Annotated in this window: 18 protein-coding genes; 9 read left to right on the top strand and 9 right to left on the bottom strand. The window is 47.8% G+C overall.

Annotation, left to right across the window (positions count from 1 at the left end; all coding sequences use genetic code 11):
• The first annotated feature begins 74 nt into the window (after positions 1-74).
• The 5 genes from GVI43_RS02960 to GVI43_RS02940 all read left to right on the top strand — a co-directional run bounded on the left by GVI43_RS02960 (position 75) and on the right by GVI43_RS02940 (position 5,582).
• Positions 75-2,177, top strand: coding sequence for an aldehyde ferredoxin oxidoreductase (locus GVI43_RS02960; RefSeq protein WP_159565260.1), 2,103 nt, complete (start codon positions 75-77; stop codon positions 2,175-2,177).
• Between the two features lie 14 nt (positions 2,178-2,191).
• Entirely contained in the window at positions 2,192-2,932 is a 741-nt protein-coding gene (locus GVI43_RS02955; protein WP_246201477.1) for a YdhW family putative oxidoreductase system protein, read from the top strand.
• Positions 2,933-3,142: 210 nt separating this feature from the next.
• Positions 3,143-3,811: a 4Fe-4S dicluster domain-containing protein gene (locus GVI43_RS02950; RefSeq protein ID WP_159565457.1), complete on the top strand. Its 669-nt coding sequence runs from the start codon at positions 3,143-3,145 to the stop codon at positions 3,809-3,811.
• Positions 3,808-4,578: a thiosulfate reductase cytochrome B subunit gene (gene phsC / locus GVI43_RS02945; RefSeq protein ID WP_159565259.1), complete on the top strand. Its 771-nt coding sequence runs from the start codon at positions 3,808-3,810 to the stop codon at positions 4,576-4,578. The genes GVI43_RS02950 and phsC overlap by 4 nt, the downstream gene beginning before the upstream one ends.
• A complete protein-coding gene (locus GVI43_RS02940; protein ID WP_246201475.1) occupies positions 4,578-5,582 on the top strand; it encodes a YdhT family protein in 1,005 nt (334 codons plus the stop codon). The genes phsC and GVI43_RS02940 overlap by 1 nt, the downstream gene beginning before the upstream one ends.
• Positions 5,583-5,746: 164 nt before the next feature.
• On the opposite strand, the gene hemL is transcribed toward GVI43_RS02940, so the two are convergent.
• The gene (gene hemL, locus GVI43_RS02935) at positions 5,747-7,030 is read right to left on the bottom strand and encodes a glutamate-1-semialdehyde 2,1-aminomutase (protein ID WP_159565258.1); all 1,284 of its coding nucleotides are present in this window, start codon (positions 7,028-7,030) and stop codon (positions 5,747-5,749) included.
• 375 nt (positions 7,031-7,405) lie between these two features.
• On the opposite strand from hemL, the gene erpA reads away from it, so the two are divergent.
• Positions 7,406-7,750, top strand: coding sequence for an iron-sulfur cluster insertion protein ErpA (gene erpA / locus GVI43_RS02930; RefSeq protein WP_159565257.1), 345 nt, complete (start codon positions 7,406-7,408; stop codon positions 7,748-7,750).
• 280 nt (positions 7,751-8,030) lie between these two features.
• On the opposite strand, the gene GVI43_RS02925 is transcribed toward erpA, so the two are convergent.
• The 3 genes from GVI43_RS02925 to mtnN are packed head-to-tail and all read right to left on the bottom strand — an operon-like array spanning position 8,031 to position 10,220.
• Entirely contained in the window at positions 8,031-8,645 is a 615-nt protein-coding gene (locus GVI43_RS02925; protein ID WP_159565256.1) for a TRIC cation channel family protein, read from the bottom strand.
• 16 nt (positions 8,646-8,661) lie between these two features.
• Positions 8,662-9,519, bottom strand: coding sequence for a vitamin B12 ABC transporter substrate-binding protein BtuF (gene btuF / locus GVI43_RS02920; protein ID WP_246201468.1), 858 nt, complete (start codon positions 9,517-9,519; stop codon positions 8,662-8,664).
• Positions 9,519-10,220, bottom strand: a complete 702-nt coding sequence (mtnN, locus tag GVI43_RS02915) for a 5'-methylthioadenosine/S-adenosylhomocysteine nucleosidase (protein WP_159565254.1) — start codon at positions 10,218-10,220, stop codon at positions 9,519-9,521. The genes btuF and mtnN overlap by 1 nt, the downstream gene beginning before the upstream one ends.
• Before the next feature lie 212 nt (positions 10,221-10,432).
• On the opposite strand from mtnN, the gene dgt reads away from it, so the two are divergent.
• Entirely contained in the window at positions 10,433-11,923 is a 1,491-nt protein-coding gene (gene dgt, locus GVI43_RS02910; protein WP_159565252.1) for a dGTPase, read from the top strand.
• Positions 11,924-12,007: 84 nt separating this feature from the next.
• Here dgt and GVI43_RS02905 read toward each other — a convergent pair whose 3' ends face one another.
• The 4 genes from GVI43_RS02905 to GVI43_RS02890 form a co-directional block, all read right to left on the bottom strand.
• Positions 12,008-12,703, bottom strand: coding sequence for a pirin family protein (locus tag GVI43_RS02905; RefSeq protein ID WP_159565250.1), 696 nt, complete (start codon positions 12,701-12,703; stop codon positions 12,008-12,010).
• Positions 12,704-12,864: 161 nt separating this feature from the next.
• Positions 12,865-13,512, bottom strand: a complete 648-nt coding sequence (gene grxB, locus GVI43_RS02900; RefSeq protein ID WP_159565248.1) for a glutaredoxin 2 — start codon at positions 13,510-13,512, stop codon at positions 12,865-12,867.
• A gap of 293 nt (positions 13,513-13,805) precedes the next feature.
• Positions 13,806-14,324: a hypothetical protein gene (locus GVI43_RS02895; RefSeq protein ID WP_159565246.1), complete on the bottom strand. Its 519-nt coding sequence runs from the start codon at positions 14,322-14,324 to the stop codon at positions 13,806-13,808.
• Between the two features lie 265 nt (positions 14,325-14,589).
• The gene (locus GVI43_RS02890; RefSeq protein ID WP_159565244.1) at positions 14,590-15,918 is read right to left on the bottom strand and encodes an MATE family efflux transporter; all 1,329 of its coding nucleotides are present in this window, start codon (positions 15,916-15,918) and stop codon (positions 14,590-14,592) included.
• A 474-nt stretch (positions 15,919-16,392) separates the two neighbouring features.
• Between GVI43_RS02890 and GVI43_RS02885 the strand changes: the two genes are divergently transcribed.
• Positions 16,393-17,292, top strand: a complete 900-nt coding sequence (locus tag GVI43_RS02885; RefSeq protein WP_246201467.1) for a diaminopimelate dehydrogenase — start codon at positions 16,393-16,395, stop codon at positions 17,290-17,292.
• A gap of 112 nt (positions 17,293-17,404) precedes the next feature.
• Here the strand turns inward: GVI43_RS02885 and cfa are convergent, their stop codons facing one another.
• Entirely contained in the window at positions 17,405-18,556 is a 1,152-nt protein-coding gene (cfa, locus tag GVI43_RS02880; RefSeq protein WP_159565240.1) for a cyclopropane fatty acyl phospholipid synthase, read from the bottom strand.
• Between the two features lie 775 nt (positions 18,557-19,331).
• Here cfa and GVI43_RS02875 point away from each other — a divergent pair.
• Entirely contained in the window at positions 19,332-19,496 is a 165-nt protein-coding gene (locus tag GVI43_RS02875) for a hypothetical protein (RefSeq protein ID WP_159565238.1), read from the top strand.
• Positions 19,497-19,498 lie beyond the last annotated feature (2 nt).

Here is a 19,498-nt window from a genome sequence, read left to right as displayed (position 1 = left end):
GCAACAACGATGAATATCAGTAAACCGACATAGGTAAATAGCTCTTTCTTATTCAGTGCATTAAGGAAAACATCATGACTAACGGTTGGATGGGTAACATATTAAGAATTAACCTCTCTTCGGGGAAAATTTCCCTTGAAGATACCAGCAAATATAAGAAATTTATTGGCGGTATGGGGATTGGTTATAAGGTCATGTTTGACGAAGTTCCTGCCGGTACCAAACCTTTTGACGAAGCCAATAAGTTGATTTTTGCCGTTGGGCCACTTACCGGTTCCGGCGCACCCTGTAGTTCGCGGGTTAATATCACGTCACTCTCTACCTTCACCAAAGGTAATTTGGTGGTTGATGCGCATATGGGCGGCTTCTTCGCCGCTCAAATGAAGTTCGCCGGATACGATGCCATTATTATCGAAGGTAAAGCCAAATCTCCGGTATGGATCAGCATCAGAGATGAGAAGGTTAGCATCGAGCCCGCCGATTTCCTTTGGGGTAAAGGTACTCGAGCGACGACGGAAGAAATTTGTCGTATGACCAGTGCTGAAACCTGCGTAGCTGCGATTGGCCCCGCGGGGGAAAATCTGGTTCCACTTTCCTGTATGCTAAACAGCCGTAACCACAGTGGTGGTGCCGGTAGTGCCGCTGTTTTAGGTTCTAAAAATCTGAAAGCCATTGCGGTTGAAGGCTCTAAAGGCGTGAATATTGCCGACAGAGCAGAAATGAAACGGCTCAATGACTACATGATGACGGAGCTTATCGGGGCCAATAATAACCACGTTGTACCGAGCACGCCTCAGCCATGGGCTGAATATTCTTCTCCGGGTTCCCGTTGGACCGCGCGCAAAGGTTTGTTTTGGGGAGCAGCTGAAGGTGGCCCAATTGAAACCGGCGAGATCCCGCCGGGCAATCAAAATACCGTTGGTTTCCGAACGCTTAAATCCGTGTTTGATTTAGGGCCCGCGGCGGAAAAATATACCGCCAAAATGGGGGGCTGCCACTCTTGCCCAATCCGCTGTATGTCACAGCTTAACGTACCTCGAGTGAAAGATTTTGGCGTTCCCTCCACCGGCGGAAATACCTGCGTAGCCAACTTTGTTCACACCACCATATTCCCTAACGGGCCCAAAGATTTTGACGATAAAGGCGACGGTACGGTTGTCGGTAATCTGGTCGGGTTGAATATTGCTGACGACATGGGGATCTGGTGTAACTACGGTCAGCTACATCGGGACTTCACCTACTGCTACAGCAAAGGCGTATTTAAACGCGTTCTACCAGCGGCAGAGTATGCAGAAATTCGCTGGGACCAGCTGGAAGCGGGGGATCCTAACTTCATCAAAGATTTCTACCATCGTTTGGCGCATCGTACCGGTGAACTCTGTCACTTGGCCGACGGCTCTTATGCCATTTCAATACGCTGGGATTTAGGCGAAGAGTACTGGGCTTACGCTAAAAACAAGCTCTGGTCTCCGCTTGGCTGGCCGGTTCACCACGCTAACGAAGCGTCGGCTCAGGTTGGTTCTATCACTAACTGTATGTTTAACCGCGACTGTATGGTTCATACCCATATCAACTTTATTGGGGGCGGCTTGCCGCTAAAACTGCAGAAAGAAGTGGCCGGCGAACTGTTTGGTTCACCGGATGCCTATGACGAAACCAAAAATTATACGCCGATTAATCAGGCCAAAATTAACTATGCCAAATGGACGATATTGAAGTGCTGTCTACACAATGCAGTCACTCTATGTAACTGGGTGTGGCCAATGACGCTATCGCCGTTGAAAAGTCGTAATTATCGGGGCGACTTAGCGCTCGAAGCCAAGTTCTTTCAGGCTATTACCGGTGAGGAGACTACGCAAGAAAGTTTAGATTTAGGCGCTGAACGTATTTTTACCCTGCATCGTGCCTATACGGTGAAACTGATGCAAACCATGGATATGCGCAATCAACACGACCTGATTTGCTCTTGGGTATTTGATAAGGATCCGAAAATCCCTGCGTTTACTGAAGGCACCGATAAGATGGATCGTGATGATATGTATAAAGCATTCACGATGTTCTATACCGAAATGGGCTGGGACCCTCTGTTAGGCTGCCCGACTAAAGAGACGTTACACCGTTTAGACATGGAAGACGTGGCGGCTGAGTTAGCATCGCTGAATTTATTACCTTCATAATCATTGAGCTAAATATGATGAATGAATTGAATAAGGCTGAGTTATTAACACCAGAACCCGCGCCTGAACTCTTAGTCGAAGAACGGCTGAGCGCGGGGGAACATGACGCCGATGAGCGCATTGATCGGAATAAGCGTCGGCTGTTTGGTGTAGCTAATCAGGAAGCAGGAGCTATCCAGCGCGAGATTGAGTTAGCAGAGCAGGCGCTGGCTGAACAATCATTATCACCAGCGCAGGTTATTGCCGACTTTATTCGTCAAAGCTCCGCAGGTGGCAGCATTGTCGCCTACAGCCTATTTCTGGCTCCGCCTTATTCGGTTTCAGCAACGGATCTGAATTGTATATTTGCTGAGATAAATTCTGACGAAGCTTATACCGATATTGCAACGCGTCAGGGTGATAAAGATAGTTATTATTTTTCAACCGATACTCTTTCGGAAAATTACGCCGATATGTGCGTATTGGTGATAGAAAAAGATATCTGTAAGACCATAGCGCAAGCCGTAAGGTTTGAATGTAAAACTTACCCTCGGCCTTATAAGGTCAGTATGTTAACCCATTCGCCTTATGACTTTGACCCGCAGCAAATTGATGCCGCAATGGTTGCTTTCAATACCCATCCTGACTACGCCGATATTCGACAGGTCGAGGCTTCTAACAACGAACCTTATTTATTTAGCGAAAGATATATGAGCTATGGCAAGGCTTATGGTTTATGCGAGTGGTTTGAAATAGAGCAGCATCAGAATCCGTAGGTTTATTTAAACCAGAGGGTTAATAGGTTAAATGTAATTATATTGTAGTGGCCATTAACAACAATATTCAGGCCATTATTATTAAGCAGTGACCTCACTATTTTATAACATTAAGAATAGTTAATGGCGGAGGAGCATGATGAAAATAATATTTTTAATGTTATGGATAATGCCGGGCTATTGCAGTCAACAGAATCAGGGGATAAACAGATGACGTACTCTCGGCGTAAATTTGTTATCGGTATGGGTACCGTTGTTTTTTTTACTGGCCCAGGCCAAAGTTTACTGGCAGCACCGGCTAAAAGTAGTCCTGTTCGCTATGTCATGATTCATGATGAGACCCTGTGTAACGGCTGTAATCTGTGTGCCAGAGCCTGTCGCAAGGTGAATCACGTGCCGGATCGGGGAAGCCGTTTAGCCATCGCACATATTCCGGTTTCAGCCAAAGACGGTGAGACTCAATACCACTTTTTCCGCCAGTCATGTCAGCACTGTGACGACGCGCCATGCATTGAAGCCTGCCCGACCGGAGCGTCTTATCGCGACGTTAATGGCATTGTGCGGGTGAATGCACCTCAGTGCATTGGCTGTAGTTACTGTATTTCTGCCTGTCCTTATCAGGTGCGTTACCTTAATCCGAAAACTAAGGTGGCCGATAAGTGTGATTTCTGCGCTGAGTCTCGGCTGGCTAAAGGCTTCGCGCCAATCTGCGTTAACGTCTGCCCTGAGAATGCGCTAATTTTTGGTCGAGAGGACAGTGACGTGGTGCAGAGCTGGCTGAAGAAAAATAAGTTCTATCAGTATCAGTTAAAAGGCGTAGGTAAGCCTCATCTGTATCGCCGCCCCGGTCAACATCAGTTGAAAGAGGATAACGTATGAACCCTGAACGGTTTCAATCCCAGCTGCACCTTTATGTCCCGACCTATTCGGCAGACTTCTGGCCGGTCTGGCTATTGCTGGCAGGATTAGCGATTGTAGCAATGCTGTTGGTGCTAGCCATACACGCCTTACTTCGGGCCCGGCTGGCAACCAACAAACCCGCGCACGGTGAGAAAGTTTATCTTTATTCCAAAGGTATTCGGTTCTGGCACTGGTCTAACGCGCTGCTATTTATTTTATTACTCGGCAGCGGGCTGATTAACCATTTCGCTTTGCTGACGGCACCGGTGACGGCCAGCTTTGTTGCCGTGCATAAAGCATGTGGATTTCTACTGTTGGCCTGTTGGATTTGCTTCGTGTTGATCAATGCCTTCGGCGGTAACGGCCATCACTATGTGATTAAGCCGCAGGGTTGGATCGGGCGAGCGAGTCGTCAGGTACGCTTCTATCTGTTTGGTATTCTGAAAGGAGAAGATCATCCGTTCCCGGCAACGCAGCAGTCAAAGTTTAATCCATTGCAGCAGGTGGCCTATCTTGGCGTTATGTACGGCTTGTTACCGCTACTGCTGATTACCGGGCTGCTTTCTCTTTATCCTGAAACCATCGGCCAGTGGGCCATTGGTATCCGCTACTGGACGCTACAGCTCCACTTTGCGCTAGCGGTGCTAAGCCTGTTCTTTATCTTTGGTCATCTATACCTGTGTACCACGGGCCGTACGCCAACCGAAACCTTTAAGTGCATGCTTGATGGCTATCACCGGCATTAATGATGTTAATCACTAAGCAAGAACTGAGGGCCTGGCGGGTAGGCCCTTATATGTACCGCTGGTTTATCAGGCAATTCCCTGACGGCGGGAAATACGCCGATGTCCATGGTGCACTGATTCACTATGGCTATGTCGATTGGGCCACCAGTCTGGTTGAATATGCCTATTCTCTCTGGCTAGAGAAAGAGAACTTTGCCTATCAGGAGACCAACGCGACCGATGCTTTGGCCGACGTTCTCAGTGATATTTCCCCTGAGGTGAAAGCAACGCGTCAGGCATTGGGTACACAGCCTCTTGCGCTAAACGGATTTATGCCCAACGACGGCAGCCTCTATGCCAGAAAGTTGGCGACAAATTCCGACAATTTTAAGCTGATGGATATTGATAACGGCAGCCAGATAGGCTGTGCCGGTGACGGCGTACGCATTGGCAGTACCGGGCACAGCGCCAGAATCGCGGCCTCCGGCGTTAACGTTCAAATCGGTAGCTCTGGCGAATACGGCTGGCTAAGCAGTTGCGGCTATTCCTCCCAGATTGCCAGTTCCGGTTACGGTCTCAGGGCTGGCTGTGTCGGTCATGATGTCAGGGTCGGCAGCTCTGGCGATCGGGCCAGAATAGCCACTGCGGGAAATTCAGCCAAAGTAAGTAGTTCAGGCCGGGGCGTGCGGATTGCCAGCGCCGGTATGCGCGCGCGCATTGGCAGCGTGGGGAGTTCCTCTAAGGTTGCCAGTTCGGGTGATTTATCCCATATATCTAGCTTTGGTGAAGGGGCCAGGGTGGTCAGCGCCGGAGATAACGCGCGTATTGTCGCGATGGGCGATAGCGCATTGATTGCCAGCACCGGCTCGGTTGATTATTTCGTATTGGGCAAAGGTGGCTGCGCTACGGTTGCTTACTTCGACGGCCAGCGGATGCGCTTTGCCGTGGCGTACGAAGGCGAAGGAAATATCCGCGCTGGCGTTAAGTATAAGTTGAATGCGGAACATCAGTTTGTGGCGTATTAACCGAAGCCCTTCAAGCCTAAAAAACGGCGCCCTTCGGCCGCTAGGGAATGGTGATATTTCGATGTTATATATGCGGACGAAACTTACACTGAAATCAAATTAAACGACTTTGTCAGAGCCTCAAGCCATACCAATCGGTATGGCTTTTACATTAGAAATAAAACCTACGCTAACTTGGCAAAACACCGTTTTGCGGCATCAACCGTGCGCTGGATATCTTGGTCTGAGTGAGCCAGTGACATAAATCCGGCTTCAAACGCTGAAGGCGCCAGATAAACGCCTTCTTCCAGCATTAGATGGAAGAACCGTTTAAAACGTTCAACGTTGCATTTCATCACGTCCTGATAGCAAGTGACCGTTGGTGCATCGGTGAAGAAAATGCCAAACATGCCGCCAACGTAGTTAACCACCAGCGGGATATTTTGTTTTTTAGCCGCATCGAGCAGCCCTTCCGCCAGATTTTGGGTTAGCGAAGAGAGCTGAGAATAAATGCCAACGTCGGTTAACTGGTTGAGGCAGGCGAAGCCCGCGGCCATGGCGATCGGGTTGCCTGACAGCGTTCCGGCCTGATAAACCGGACCGGTTGGTGCCAGCGCGCTCATCACGTCACGGCGACCGCCGAATGCGCCTACCGGCATACCGCCGCCGATGATTTTACCTAAGCAGGTTAAATCTGGCGTTACGTTATAGTAGGCCTGCGCACCGCCGAGGGCGACGCGGAAACCGGTCATCACTTCATCAATAATGAGCAGTGCGCCATATTGGTCGCAAAGCTGGCGTAATCCCGGCAGGAATTCAGCCGATGGTGGAATACAGTTCATATTACCCGCGACCGGCTCGACGATAATCGCGGCGATAGCGCCAGGATTTTGTTCAAAAGCGCGGCGTACTGAATCCAGATCGTTGTAAGTGCAGGTTAGCGTATGCTTAGCGAAGTCCGCCGGTACGCCCGGTGAGTTAGGCTGGCCTAAGGTAAGTGCGCCAGAACCGGCTTTGACTAACAGGCAGTCAGCGTGACCGTGATAGCAGCCTTCGAACTTAATGATTTTGTCCCGGCCGGTAAAGCCGCGGGCCAGACGAATGGCGCTCATCGTGGCTTCGGTGCCGGAGTTGACCATGCGCACCATGTCCATTGAGGGCACGAGTTCGGTCACCAACTGCGCCATTTTGACTTCCATTTCGGTCGGTGCGCCGAAGCTTAAGCCACGCTGTACCGCTTCAATTACCGCGTCACGGATGACTTCATTGTTATGGCCAAGCACCATCGGGCCCCATGAACCAACGTAATCGATATAGGCTTTGCCGTCTGCATCATAGAGATAAGCGCCGTCAGCTCGTTCAACAAACAGCGGTGTACCACCGACGCCGGTAAATGCACGAACCGGCGAGTTGACGCCTCCCGGAATGACCCGTTGGGCCTGTGCATATAAACTTTCTGATTTACTCATGAATCGGCTCCTGCCTTGTTACCTAGAGAATATGGGGAGAGTGAATATCGGGCTATTCTAAAAGAACTCAGGGGAAATAGCAGCTTTAGATTTGTCTCGGCGCTGGCGGTGAAATGATTAGCCATGGGCCGATTATCGGGCGGTATAAAAATAAAACCTTAATTTGGCTAATTTGGGCACCATTGATTATTGTATTATGGATACCTTGAGCGTAGCTTACACGCTAAATATCCTTCCTGTTCTTACCCCTTTCGGGCGGGTTGGTTCTGGATAGCGCTGAGTAATACTTGAACGTTTTAGTCAACTATTAGATAATAATATGATGAATAGGTTTGCCAAAGTAGCAGCCTGATACAAATAAGCTGGAGACCATTGATGAGTGATTCAACTGCCTTGCCCCTGCAATTTACCGACGCGGCTGCCAACAAAGTGAAGGCATTGATTGCTGACGAGAATAATCCCGAACTGAAACTGCGCGTTTATATCACCGGTGGTGGCTGTAGCGGCTTCCAATATGGTTTTACGTTTGATGAAAAAGTTAACGATGGCGATATGATTATCGAGAAACAGGGCGTTTCTCTGGTGGTTGATCCGATGAGCCTGCAGTACTTGGTGGGCGGTGCCGTTGATTATACTGAAGGGTTAGAAGGTTCTCGTTTCATTATTCAGAATCCAAATGCCAAAAGCACCTGTGGGTGTGGTTCGTCGTTTAGCGTTTGAATAAAGCGATTGCTGACAAAGTGGTCTAATTTTATTCCAGCGTAAATTTCGTCCGCGAAAAGAGTGTCGGAATATTATCTTTTTTTAGCGGTCGAGGGGCGGTGTTTTTGAGCTCGTTACGGCTAAATATGGCAGCTTTCCTCGACCGCGCTCGATACTAATTTAAGCGCATTGTTTCTACGGTCGGAATATCCGTTGAAGCGAATTGGTTGGGTTTGTCAGCAATCAGAGCACGGCTTTTGCCGTGCTTTTTTGTGTCTGGTATTCGGCTAAACAAGTATTAGTTTTCCAGACTAAACGTGGGTAGCTTGAGGTTCCAGCGGATGGCCGCAAGGCGAATAGCCAGAGTGAATACCATTCCCATCATCAATGATTTTTCAAGGTCAACGTTAAAGTAGTAGTGTGCAATCGCATGCACGCAGCCGCCGACAATACAGGCGGTGGCATACACTTCGGTGCGCAGGATCATCGGAACTTCACGTGCCAGTACGTCGCGAATGATCCCGCCGCCAACGCCGGTCAATACGCCCATACAGGTTGCTACCAGCGGGCCCGTTTCGGCCAGAAAGGCTTTATTTACGCCAATGCCAACGAATACCGCCAGACCGATGGCATCCAGTACCGGCAATATCCACTTGGGTAACCCTCTTGGATGGCGAACCAGCACAATGGTCGCTACGCAGGTTACCAACGCCACCACTAAGTCCGTTGGGTCAGCGACCCAGAACACCGGTCCGTGATCCAGCGCCATATCCCGGATAGTACCGCCACCAACGGCGGTAACTACGCCTAAAACTAAAACGCCAAACGGATCCATGCGTAGCTTTCCCGCCAGCAATACGCCGGAAATAGCAAAAACCGCCGTCCCTAGGATATCAAGCCAATAGACCAACATAACAGATGCTCCAACTCTATGAAGTAGAGGAAATTTTTGATAATTTTTCACATATGACTTCAGCCGCCAACATGATGCGTGGCCCGCTGCGATTAAACCAGTCTGCAGGTACCGTGATGATCGGAATATCTAACTGCCCGCGCCAGAACGTTTTAACGTTTTTTACCTGTTCATCATCGCCTGAAATGATAATGACCTGCGGTTTTCGTGTGAGTACTTGCTCTCGGCTCACCTGTGGCCAAGGTACCTGACTATCAGCAAAGATATTACTTCCGCCGCACAGCGAGACAACTTCGTTCTGAATGGTTTTATCGGAGCCTGAAAACAGGGGCTGGGTACTAAACTGTAGAAATACTCTCACCGGTGATTTTTCAGGGTGTTGATACTTCAGCTTCAGCGCCTGACTTTTTTCCAGCATGTTAGCCGCCGCGGCGTGGGCTATTTCAGGGTGTGGGCTGTATTGCGCCAGTTGATTCAGACTATCTGCGATTGCCTGAATGCTATCAGGTTCGGAATAGAAAACGTTGATGCCAAAGTTCGCTATCTGGTCCAGCGATTTTTGAGGATTTCCTCCCCGCCACGACAGGACTAAATCAGGCTTTAATGCCAGGATCCGTTCCAGATTGATCCCTTGCCATGACGCCACTCTTTCCAGCTTCTTAGCCTGTTCCGGATAGTCTGAATAATCGCTGGCGGCGATCAGACGGTCGCCCATACCGGCCGCATAGGCCAATTCAGTCAGGTGAGGAGACAGGCTGATGACCCGTTCAGCGCTGGCCTGAGCGCCAAGGCTACCAAAATATAGACCAACGGCCAGCAGCCCAATGCGTATTGAGCGCTGAGCCACCGTTTTTTGCATAACCGCTGCGACCATTATTTTCTTTCTGCCAACGCTTTTAGCATGGTCTCTACCATTAAAGACGAACGTTGGGCGGCCAATATTAAAAATTCATCGAAGCTCTGGTGGGATTCCTTATCGGCAACGTCAGAAATTGCCCGAACCACCACAAAAGGAACGTCAAACAGGTGGCATACGTGAGCGATTGCGGCGGCTTCCATTTCAACGGCGACGGCCTCTGGAAAGGTTTGACGAATGCGTTCTAGCGGTGTGGCACCGTTAATAAAGGCATCGCCACTGCAGATTAAGCCTCTGACGGCGTGAAGTTTGCACTCACTAATGCAGCGCTCGGCCAGCTGGACTAGCAGCGTATCGGCAATGAATGCCGGCGGGCAACCGGCCATTTGGCCCGGCGCATAGCCAAATGCGGTGACGTCAGCATCGTGGTAGCGCACTTGATCGGACACTACGATATCACCCACGTTCAGGGAAGAATCCAATCCACCCGCAGAACCGGTATTGATGATTAAATCCGGGCGGCATAATTCCAGAAGTAGCGTGGTACCTAAAGCGGCGGCAACTTTACCAATGCCGGATTTAACCAATGCAACGTCAATACCGTTCAGCCTGCCGGTATAAATCTCACATCCGGCCCGCTTAAAGGTTTCACAGTTTTCTATTTTGTCGCGAAGAAGAGTAACTTCTTGCTCCATTGCACCGATAATACCTATTTTCATTGCGATAACCCGTTAAGTTAGGATGAGTAAATTGTCGCGTAGTTTATCATGCTAATTGGGCAAATGAGTCGGTTGGAAACAGATAGATTTAAGCTTAGCCGCGATTTATGCGGTTTTTACCATATTCCGGTTGGTTGATGGTTAAGAATATGTGATAACGTTAGCTAAAATTTAGCCGACCGTTATTACTGTGAATATATTAGGAAAATGCTATGTCCGGGATTGATTTTAGCAAGCGAATCAAGGTTCAGCGTCCTTTCAGCTCATCGACTATTCCCGAAGGGGAATATGACATTACCCGTCAGTTTGAAAGCGACCGGGGCCGGATCATTAACTCTGCTGCTATCCGTAGGCTACAGCAAAAGACACAGGTTTTTCCGTTAGAGCGCAATGCTGCGGTGCGCAGCCGATTGACTCATTCAATGGAAGTTCAGCAGGTCGGGCGTCATATTGCCAAGGATATTTTTAACCGGCTAAAGAAAGAGGGGCGGGTCGAGAAGCTGGGTTTGGATAAGCTGCTGGAATCTTTTGAAAGCATTGTTGAAATGGCCTGCCTGATGCACGATATCGGCAATCCCCCGTTTGGTCATTCGGGTGAAGAAGTAATTAATAAATGGTTTGAACGTCAATTAACTGAAGGTAAAACCAGCTATTGTTGCTTTTTAAGTTTGAATGATGGGGAACCGGAATTAAACCAATTACGTCTAAAAATTCATAAAGATTTAACTAATTTTGAGGGTAATGCTCAGGCCATTCGCTTGGTGCATACGATACTCAAGCTTAATCTTACTTATTCACAAATCGCCTGTATTCTTAAATATACCCGCCCTGCGTATTGGTCTGCAGATATTCCGGCTGAGCATAGTTATTTGATGAAGAAGCCTGGTTACTATTTGGCTGAGGAAGCGTTTATTAATCAGTTGCGCGTTAATCTGAATATGGCTGAGTTTAACCGCTACCCACTGACTTACATTATGGAAGCTGCAGATGATATTTCTTACTGTATAGCCGATCTTGAAGATGCGGTAGAAAAATGCATTTTCACCATGGAGCAACTGTGTAGTTATCTTCAATCTGCTTGGGGAGAGATTAACGATGGTGATTTATTTGATAAAACGATTGGCGAGGCATTGAGAAAAATTAAGGTAGGGAGTGAATATCGGCATATTGACGATCAATTTTTCATGTATTTGAGAGTTAATACTGTAAGCCAACTTGTACCTAAGGCCGCAAAGCGTTTTATCGATAACTTACCGGCTATTTTTGAAGGCAGTTTTAATCAGGCGCTTCTGGAAGATAGTGATGAGGCTTTCCGGCTATTGAAGATTTATAAAGATGTCGCTAAAAATTATGTTTTTAATCATGAAGAAGTTGAGCTGCTGGAGCTTCAGGGATATCGAGTTGTTAATGGACTATTAGAGATTTATAGTCCGTTATTAAAGATGAATTTTGATGATTTCTCAGCGTTAGTACAGACGGGCTCTCTTCGCAGTTTTCCGATTGAAACTAGGTTGTTTCACAAGCTATCAACTAAACACCAACTGGCCTACAAAGAAGCAATTAGTAAACGAAAATATTTACCTAAGCAGCAGCAGGAAATCTGGGAGTTTTACTATCGTGCCCGGCTGATTCAGGACTATATCAGCGGAATGACCGATTTATATGCCTACGATGAGTATCGCAAACTGATGGCGGCGGAATAACCGATGCCCGTATTGCTTTTCCAATGATAAAATTATCGCCACCGTTGCGGTGGCGATAATCTATTTCACTTCAGGCCGTGCTTATCAAACCGGCGGTAGATCAAACACCAATACTTCACTTTCTGCACTGGCGTTGATAGTCAGCGATGACTCATCCCAAACGGCGACGCCATCGCTGCCGGTCGCGTCTACACCGTTGATTTCCACTTCACCTTTCACTACCTGAATCCAGATACGGCGGTTTGGCTTAATGGTGAAATCGATCTGCTCTTTTGCATCCAGCGCACAGCGCCAAAGTTCCATATCTTGATAAACCTTTAGCGAGCCGTTGCGGGCATCGGGTGATAGAACCAACTGGCGACCGTGTTTATCGCTAAATGCCTTTTGCTCATAGCGCGGAGCAATGCCTTGCTCGGACGGAATAATCCAGATTTGATAGAATTTCAAGGTGTCGGTGGCGCTCGGGTTATATTCCGAATGGCGCACGCCGGTACCGGCGCTCATAATCTGAAATTCACCTGCCGGAACCCGTTCTTTATTGCCCATGCTGTCTTGATGTTCAATCATGCCTTCCAGAACGTAAGACAAAATCTCCATGTCTTTATGCGGATGGGTCGGGAAACCTTCGCCGGGCTGGACGGTATCGTCATTAATCACCCGCAGCGCTGAGAACCCCATAAAGTTAGGATCATAATAATTGGCAAAAGAGAAAGTGTGCCAGCTGTTTAGCCAGCCGTGGTTAGCGTGACCGCGTTCGTTTGCTTTACGTAAAAAGATCATGACATATCCTCCTGAATTTTTAACCTAGTCTAGTGGACGGGTTAAATTAAAAAAGCGGAAAAAAGTCATCTATAGGTTCAAATAATCTGAATGTGGCTATGGCGGGAATAAAAAAAGAAAAGCCAGGCTCGGCTGGCTTTCGTATCTGATAAACGAATATGCTACTGAGCCATATTGTCCAGCAGGTTAACCCCACACCGGCGGGCCATCGCTTTGCGGTAGGCATCAACTTTTGGTGGATAGGTAATGCCTTTAACGATTGAAATACCGCGTAGCACAGGAAATAAATGAATATCATCTACCGACAGTTCAGCGTTACAGGCGTCAGGAGACTGGATTAATTTCTCTAACTTTGCCAGATCTTGTTCAATACGTTTGATAAGTTCTGGCGTTTGTTGCAATAGCTGTGAGAAGTCACCGGCGATAGCCTGTTTCTTACCGGTGAAGTACTGGCGGGCTGAAGGCGTTTTAAACTCGCAAAAATCGGCCTGAGCGTAGCGCGGTAGCAGGAGCTTATTGATATATTCAGACATGGATTTTAAACAATCGGCGATGGGCGGATTGGTTTTCCCGGTCAGCACCGGTTCGCCAACGCTGTCGTCAACGTAGTGGACGATATCCATACTTTCAGGCATATAGCTGCCGTCCTTCTTTTGCAGAATGGGTACCATCTTCTGACCAATCATTTTGATCGGTGTTTCTTCATCGTCATTCAGTAAGGTAAGGAGTTCATAAGGGAGCTTTTTCAGACCAAAAATCATACGGGCTTTCACGCAGTAAGGGCAATGATCGTAGACATAGAGTTTCATGCAGTTATCCTTAATTTCGGAGTGCAACATAGGTAGTAGCGGATGCGTTTAATTATAGCCCTTTTTGCCGTGGTTCTTAATACATACAGTGACAGATCCGCCAGAACCCTGCGGTTCAGTGAATCTTTGAGCCAATCGGTAATTCATCAACGCTATCGTTGCAGGTAGGTAAACTGACGGTTAACCGTGAAGACGTGTGGTATTGCACAATGCAAAAAGCCATAATCTTATTCAGTATTTTCTTTTACTGACAAGATTATGGCTACACAATGCTCAGTGATTCGTCCCGTTGGCTAGTAATTAAGGTGACTTGGTCTACCTGCATAGCTACTATCATGCGAGCGACGATGTTCGCTGCCGTTTCTAGACGAATATCCACGATTATTATCATTGTATCCGCGGTTACGGCCGTAGCTGCGGCCACGATCGTATCCTCGGCCACGATCGTACCCTCGGTCATATCCACGATTATTATAATGGTTATTGTATCTATTACCGTAATACCGATTGTTATAATACCGGTTATTGTAATTAGCTCGGTAACCATTGCCGTAGTAATACGGCTTTGAGCGATCGACATAAACAACTGAAGGCGCGACGATAGGTGCGGGATTGTTTGAGTAGGTATAAATTTGGTATGCCATCAGCGCAGCGCCAATACCTAACGCATATCTTTCGGTTTTGCTGCTGTGGTACCCGCCGTCATGATAGTTTCCACCTCCATTATGGCCTCCACCATGACCACCTCCACGCCCCGCTGATACGGTGAATGAAGCCGCCAGTAATAATATAAACAGAGTTTTCTTTAGCATATCCATATTCCTAAAAAATGAGCTTGAATCCATCATTGCATTTATTAATTAATCTTCAATAGCTAGTCATCTATTTTACGCTTTCTTTACTATTGTAATACGAGAAACTGTATTAAGAGATTAAGCGGCCTCAATAGGGCATTCAAATTTGATGGTTTTATTGTGGGTTATTTCATCCATAAAATTTAGCCATTATTTAAACCCTATATTTCTTTTAGCCCGGAAATAAAACTGAGCCGCTAAATAACAGCGGCTCAGGGTGAGATTAAATATCCAGTCGCTTAGTCTGCCATCTTTTTGACTTCCAGCGCCATGCGTTGGTAAATCCGCGCAGCCACTCATCGCAGAAGAAGCCAATCCAGATACCCAGCAGCCCCATCTCCATTTTAATACCAAGGAAATAGCCGATGGGAATCGATACGCCCCACATAAAGAAGATAGCGGTATACAGCGGGAACTTGGCATCGCCGGAAGCCCGCAGGGCGTTGACCATGATGATGTTGATGGTCCGGCCCGGCTCCATAAATACCGAAAGCAGGAACAGTGGCAGCAGCATATCGATGATGTCCGCATCCTTAGACAGGAAGTTCATGATATTTCTGTCCATCAGCCAGAACCCGATTACCACCACCGCGGTAACGCCAACGCCCAGCTTCAGGCTGTGAAATGCCTGACGATAGGCATCTTCAAAGCGTTTAGCACCGACCAAATGACCGACAAGAATCTCATTGCCAATGCTAACGGAAATGCCAAACAGCATAATAAACAGCGAAATCTGGAAGTAGAGCGTTTGGGCGGCAAGGGCGGTTTCACCCATTAGGCCGATAAAGGCCATGGCGGTCATATACTGTAAGATCCAAACCAGATTTTCACCGGCGGCCGGTAGACCGATATGCAGGATCTTCTTCAGCAGGTCTGCGGACCAATGGAAAAAGCTCCATAGCTCAAAGCGGATACGCAGCCCGTAGCTCAGCAGGCAGGCGAGCATAATCACGCCAATGACCCGGCCAAACACCGTCGACCACGCCACGCCGATCAGGCCATATTTGAATACGTAGAGCGCAAAGATATTACCGATAATCGTGATGATATTGACGATCAGCGTGACGTACATCGCCGGTTTAGATTTTCCGTAAACCCGCATACAGGCCGCTAAAATCAGCGCTGCCGCTTCCGGAACCAGACAAATACCGACAATGTGCAAGTAGGCAAAGCCGTCTTCCATCAGGTGTTCCGGCATATTCATCAGGATCAGCGCTTTATAGCCGAAGAAGAAGATGAAAGTGGCACAGGCCAGACCGATAACCAGATTAAATGCGATAGAAATATGGATTGCCTTCTTGGCCATATCCATTTGGCGGGCACCCAGATACTGGGCGATAACCACGCTGCAGCCCACGCTGATAAAGCTGAAAATAGTAATACACAGGTCAAAGACCTGATTACCCACGCCCATGGCTGCCAGATAGGATTTCGATACCTGACTGATCATATAGGTATTAATCAACAGGGTTGAAAAGTGTAAAAACAGATCGATAAAGATCGGCCAGCTCAGGGAAAATAATGAGCGTTCTGTAACATCATTGTGATGCATTAAAAAATCCTAATACTTATTTTTGTCAGACCACCTGAAACCGTTGTTAAATCGCGATCGGAAGGGAAGTGAATACGTTTGGCATTGTATCATTATTCGCCAGATAACCGCTAACGGAGTTAAGCGCTTTTGGCCAACCTTATTGGAAATATCGCGTAGTAAAGGGAGTTGCAGCGAAAGAGCGCGTTGGGCATTTTTGCTGCCGCGTAAACGGGTTTGATAGGCGCTATTTTTGTTGTCAATAACTGACTATAAAATTAATACTCCAACTGATTGAATTAAAATTAATAATTATTTCATTAATCCGGATAAGGTTATTATCTCCGCTCGGATGTTACCCTCGGGTGTGGCCGCACGGGTAATGGTTCGCTTTTTTGAGGGAATTATCTGTCCGTAAAGAGGGAATTGACTCACGCCGACTCATGCGTAGGCAGGTTAACGTCAGGTCGAATAAAAAAATAAATAGGGATGCTTGTGAATAAGAAAATCAGGGCTGCGGTTGTCGGTTATGGCAACATTGGCAAATATGCGCTGGACGCACTGAATGCGGCCGAAGACTTTGAAATTGCAGGCGTGGTACGCCGCAGTACCGGTAACCAACCGGCCGAACTGGCGGCGTATACGGTTGTTGACGCTATTGATAAGCTAGACAACGTAGACGTTGCTATTCTGTGCTCTCCGACCCGCGCGATTAAGGATATTGCACAGGAAATTCTCAAAAAGGGCATTAATACGGTTGATAGCTTCGACGTGCACTCACTGATTGTTGACCTGAAAAATACGCTAGATTCGATCGCTAAAACCCATCAAGGGGTGTCGATTGTGGCCGCAGGTTGGGATCCGGGTTCTGATTCGATTATTCGAGCGCTGATGCTGGCGATGGCGCCAAAGGGTATTACTTATACCAACTTTGGCCCGGGCATGAGCATGGGCCATTCCGTTGCTGCTAAGTCTATCGAGGGTGTGAAAGATGCGCTGTCGGTGACCGTTCCTCTAGGAACCGGTATCCATCGTCGCCTGGTTTATATTGAGCTGGAAGCGGGCGCAGATTTCGCCACGGTAGAGCGCATTCTAAAAGCGGACGACTACTTTGCCTCAGACGAAACCCACGTGCAGCAGGTTGACTGTATTGATAGCCTGAAAGACATGGGGCACGGCGTGCATCTGACGCATAAAGGCGTGTCGGGTGCGACTCAGAATCAACTGTTTGAATATTCAATGCGGATTAATAACCCGGCGCTGACCGCTCAGTTTTTAGTTTCAGCCGCGCGGGCTACTATGAAGCTGGCCGCCGGAGCATATACCGTGATCGAAGTGGCTCCGATTCATTTCCTGCAGGGGGAAACGGATCGGCTCATCGCGCAATTAGTGTAGCGGGTAGCCATTGATCGCAACCGACAAGGGGCCAACGGTTGGCCCCTTGATGTGCCTTGTTTATCGAAGGTTTTGGCGGGTCAATAACGGCCTGCGTGATTCACCATAGCGCTTACCTCGGCACTCTTATTCCGCCCTCAACGCCGTTCGGGCTAAGCAATATTTGCCACAGCTGAATGTCTCGGGCCCGAAAGGCACCGGCGCAGGCATTCAGATAATAGCTGAACATCCGCCTGAAACGGTCATCATAGCCTTTAGCTATCTGCTCCCATCCCTGATTGAACCGCTCATACCACGCCATTAGCGTTTGGTCATAGTCAGCGCCGAAGTTATGCAGATCTTCTATGACAAAGCGTTTTTCGCTGGATTGAGAAATATTGGCCACCGTTGGCAGGCAACCGTTGGGAAAGATGTATTTATTAATCCACGGATCGACGCCAGTTTTGGGGACTTTTGAGCCAATGGTATGCAACAGGAATAAGCCGTCGGGCTTAAGATTACGGGCAACCACGTTAAAGTAGGTCTGGTAGTTTTTCGGCCCAACGTGTTCAAACATACCGACGGAAACAATCCTGTCGTATTGGTTGTTCAGATCCCGATAGTCATGCAGCAGTATCTCAACGTCTAGCCCGGCGCAGCGCTTTTGTGCCAGCTTTTGCTGCTCTTTGGAAATAGTCACGCCCTGCACGGAAACGCCGTGGTTTTTAGCGGCATAGGCCGACAAACCACCCCAGCCGCAGCCGATATCTAACAGTTTCATTCCGGGCTTTAGCTGGAGTTTTTCGCAGATGATTTTCAGCTTATCCTGCTGTGCCTGTTCTAGCGTCGTGGCCTCTTTCCAGTAGCCGCAGGAGTATTGCATATACGGATCGAGGATCAGATTAAACAGGTCATTACCCAGATCGTAATGCTTTTTGCCCACGATCCAAGCCCGTCTTTTAGTCTGCATATTCAGCAGTCTGGCACCGGTAATACTCACGATGTCTTTTAAACGGTGAGGAATGCGCTTATCTAGCCCGGCTTTAATCAGGCGGTGAAAGAGAATATCGAGGCGTTCGCAGTCCCACCATCCGTCCATATAGCTTTCACCCAGCCCGAGAGAGCCCTGCTGAAGCACGCGTTTAAAGAATTGCGGATTATGAACTTTAATATCAAACGGGCGCGAGCCGTTAATGGCGATCCCGGCTTTCTGAAGCATTTCATTGAGAATGCGAAACCAGTGATTACCTTGAATAACCGTATCTTCAATACATGATGAACTCATAGTTTCTCCATAACTTTACTGTAACGTGTTGGTTATACGGATAGACCGGCATAGTACACAGCGACAAAAAGTCACCGGTGCAGACAGCCCACCCGAAATCATGCCAATTGTTTAAACAGAGAAAATAAAGAGAAATACCCGGGGAATATAAACCTGTTTCGGGCGAGCTAATCCATCAGCTAAACAGGGGCGAAAAGTCCATCGCCTGCAAATCATTTGTAATCAGAACGTTTAATTATGGTTATATAACGTGGTTGATTTGAGTATAAGACTGTGAAATAGAAGACTCAAGAGCGTGAACCGCTTCTCCGCCATTTTTCTGCGGGCCGTTCATTTTTTTTAATTTATTTCAGTCGGATAGATTAACCCGAAGCAACGATAAATTTTCTTCGGGTTGACATGAGCTTCTGATTTTAAGCCGGTATTCGTTAATAATTTCGGCATGCTTCGCATAATTTGAATCTGGTTCCATTAGGCGGTTGTTTGATGGGCAAAGGAACGGCATAGTGCTCGGGCACCCGCAAAATCGAGTGCCGGGATTTGCAGCCCGCAGGCTTCTTCAATGACATATTGATATTGAAAGTATTTTTATTGTCATAACCTTTGCTCATCTTAAAATCATGGCATAATGCCGATTCTATGGTGGCTCAAACTGGGGTATCTTCGGGTACGCCGGTTTCCAAGAAGCACGGTCTGCAAACCTAGTTTGAGCTACCACCCTACGAGATTTGCAGCTCTGAAGGTGGTCAAATTACTGCTTCTTGGAGTTTTATCTATGACTGATTTTATCGATTCCACACCGCTTACCTCTGATGAACTTGCCTTTCAATGCCTGTCATTAATCCACGCTGCTTTAGTTATTGAACACCCCGCCGCGCGGGAGTCACTGCTGTTTGTATTGCAGGGGAAACTGGGCGAGCTGTATTTGTTGGTGAAGTAGGG

The organism is Budvicia diplopodorum, from assembly GCF_009800925.1.
Taxonomy (GTDB): Bacteria; Pseudomonadota; Gammaproteobacteria; order Enterobacterales; family Enterobacteriaceae; genus Budvicia; species Budvicia diplopodorum.
This window is presented reverse-complemented; position numbering and strand designations above follow the sequence as displayed.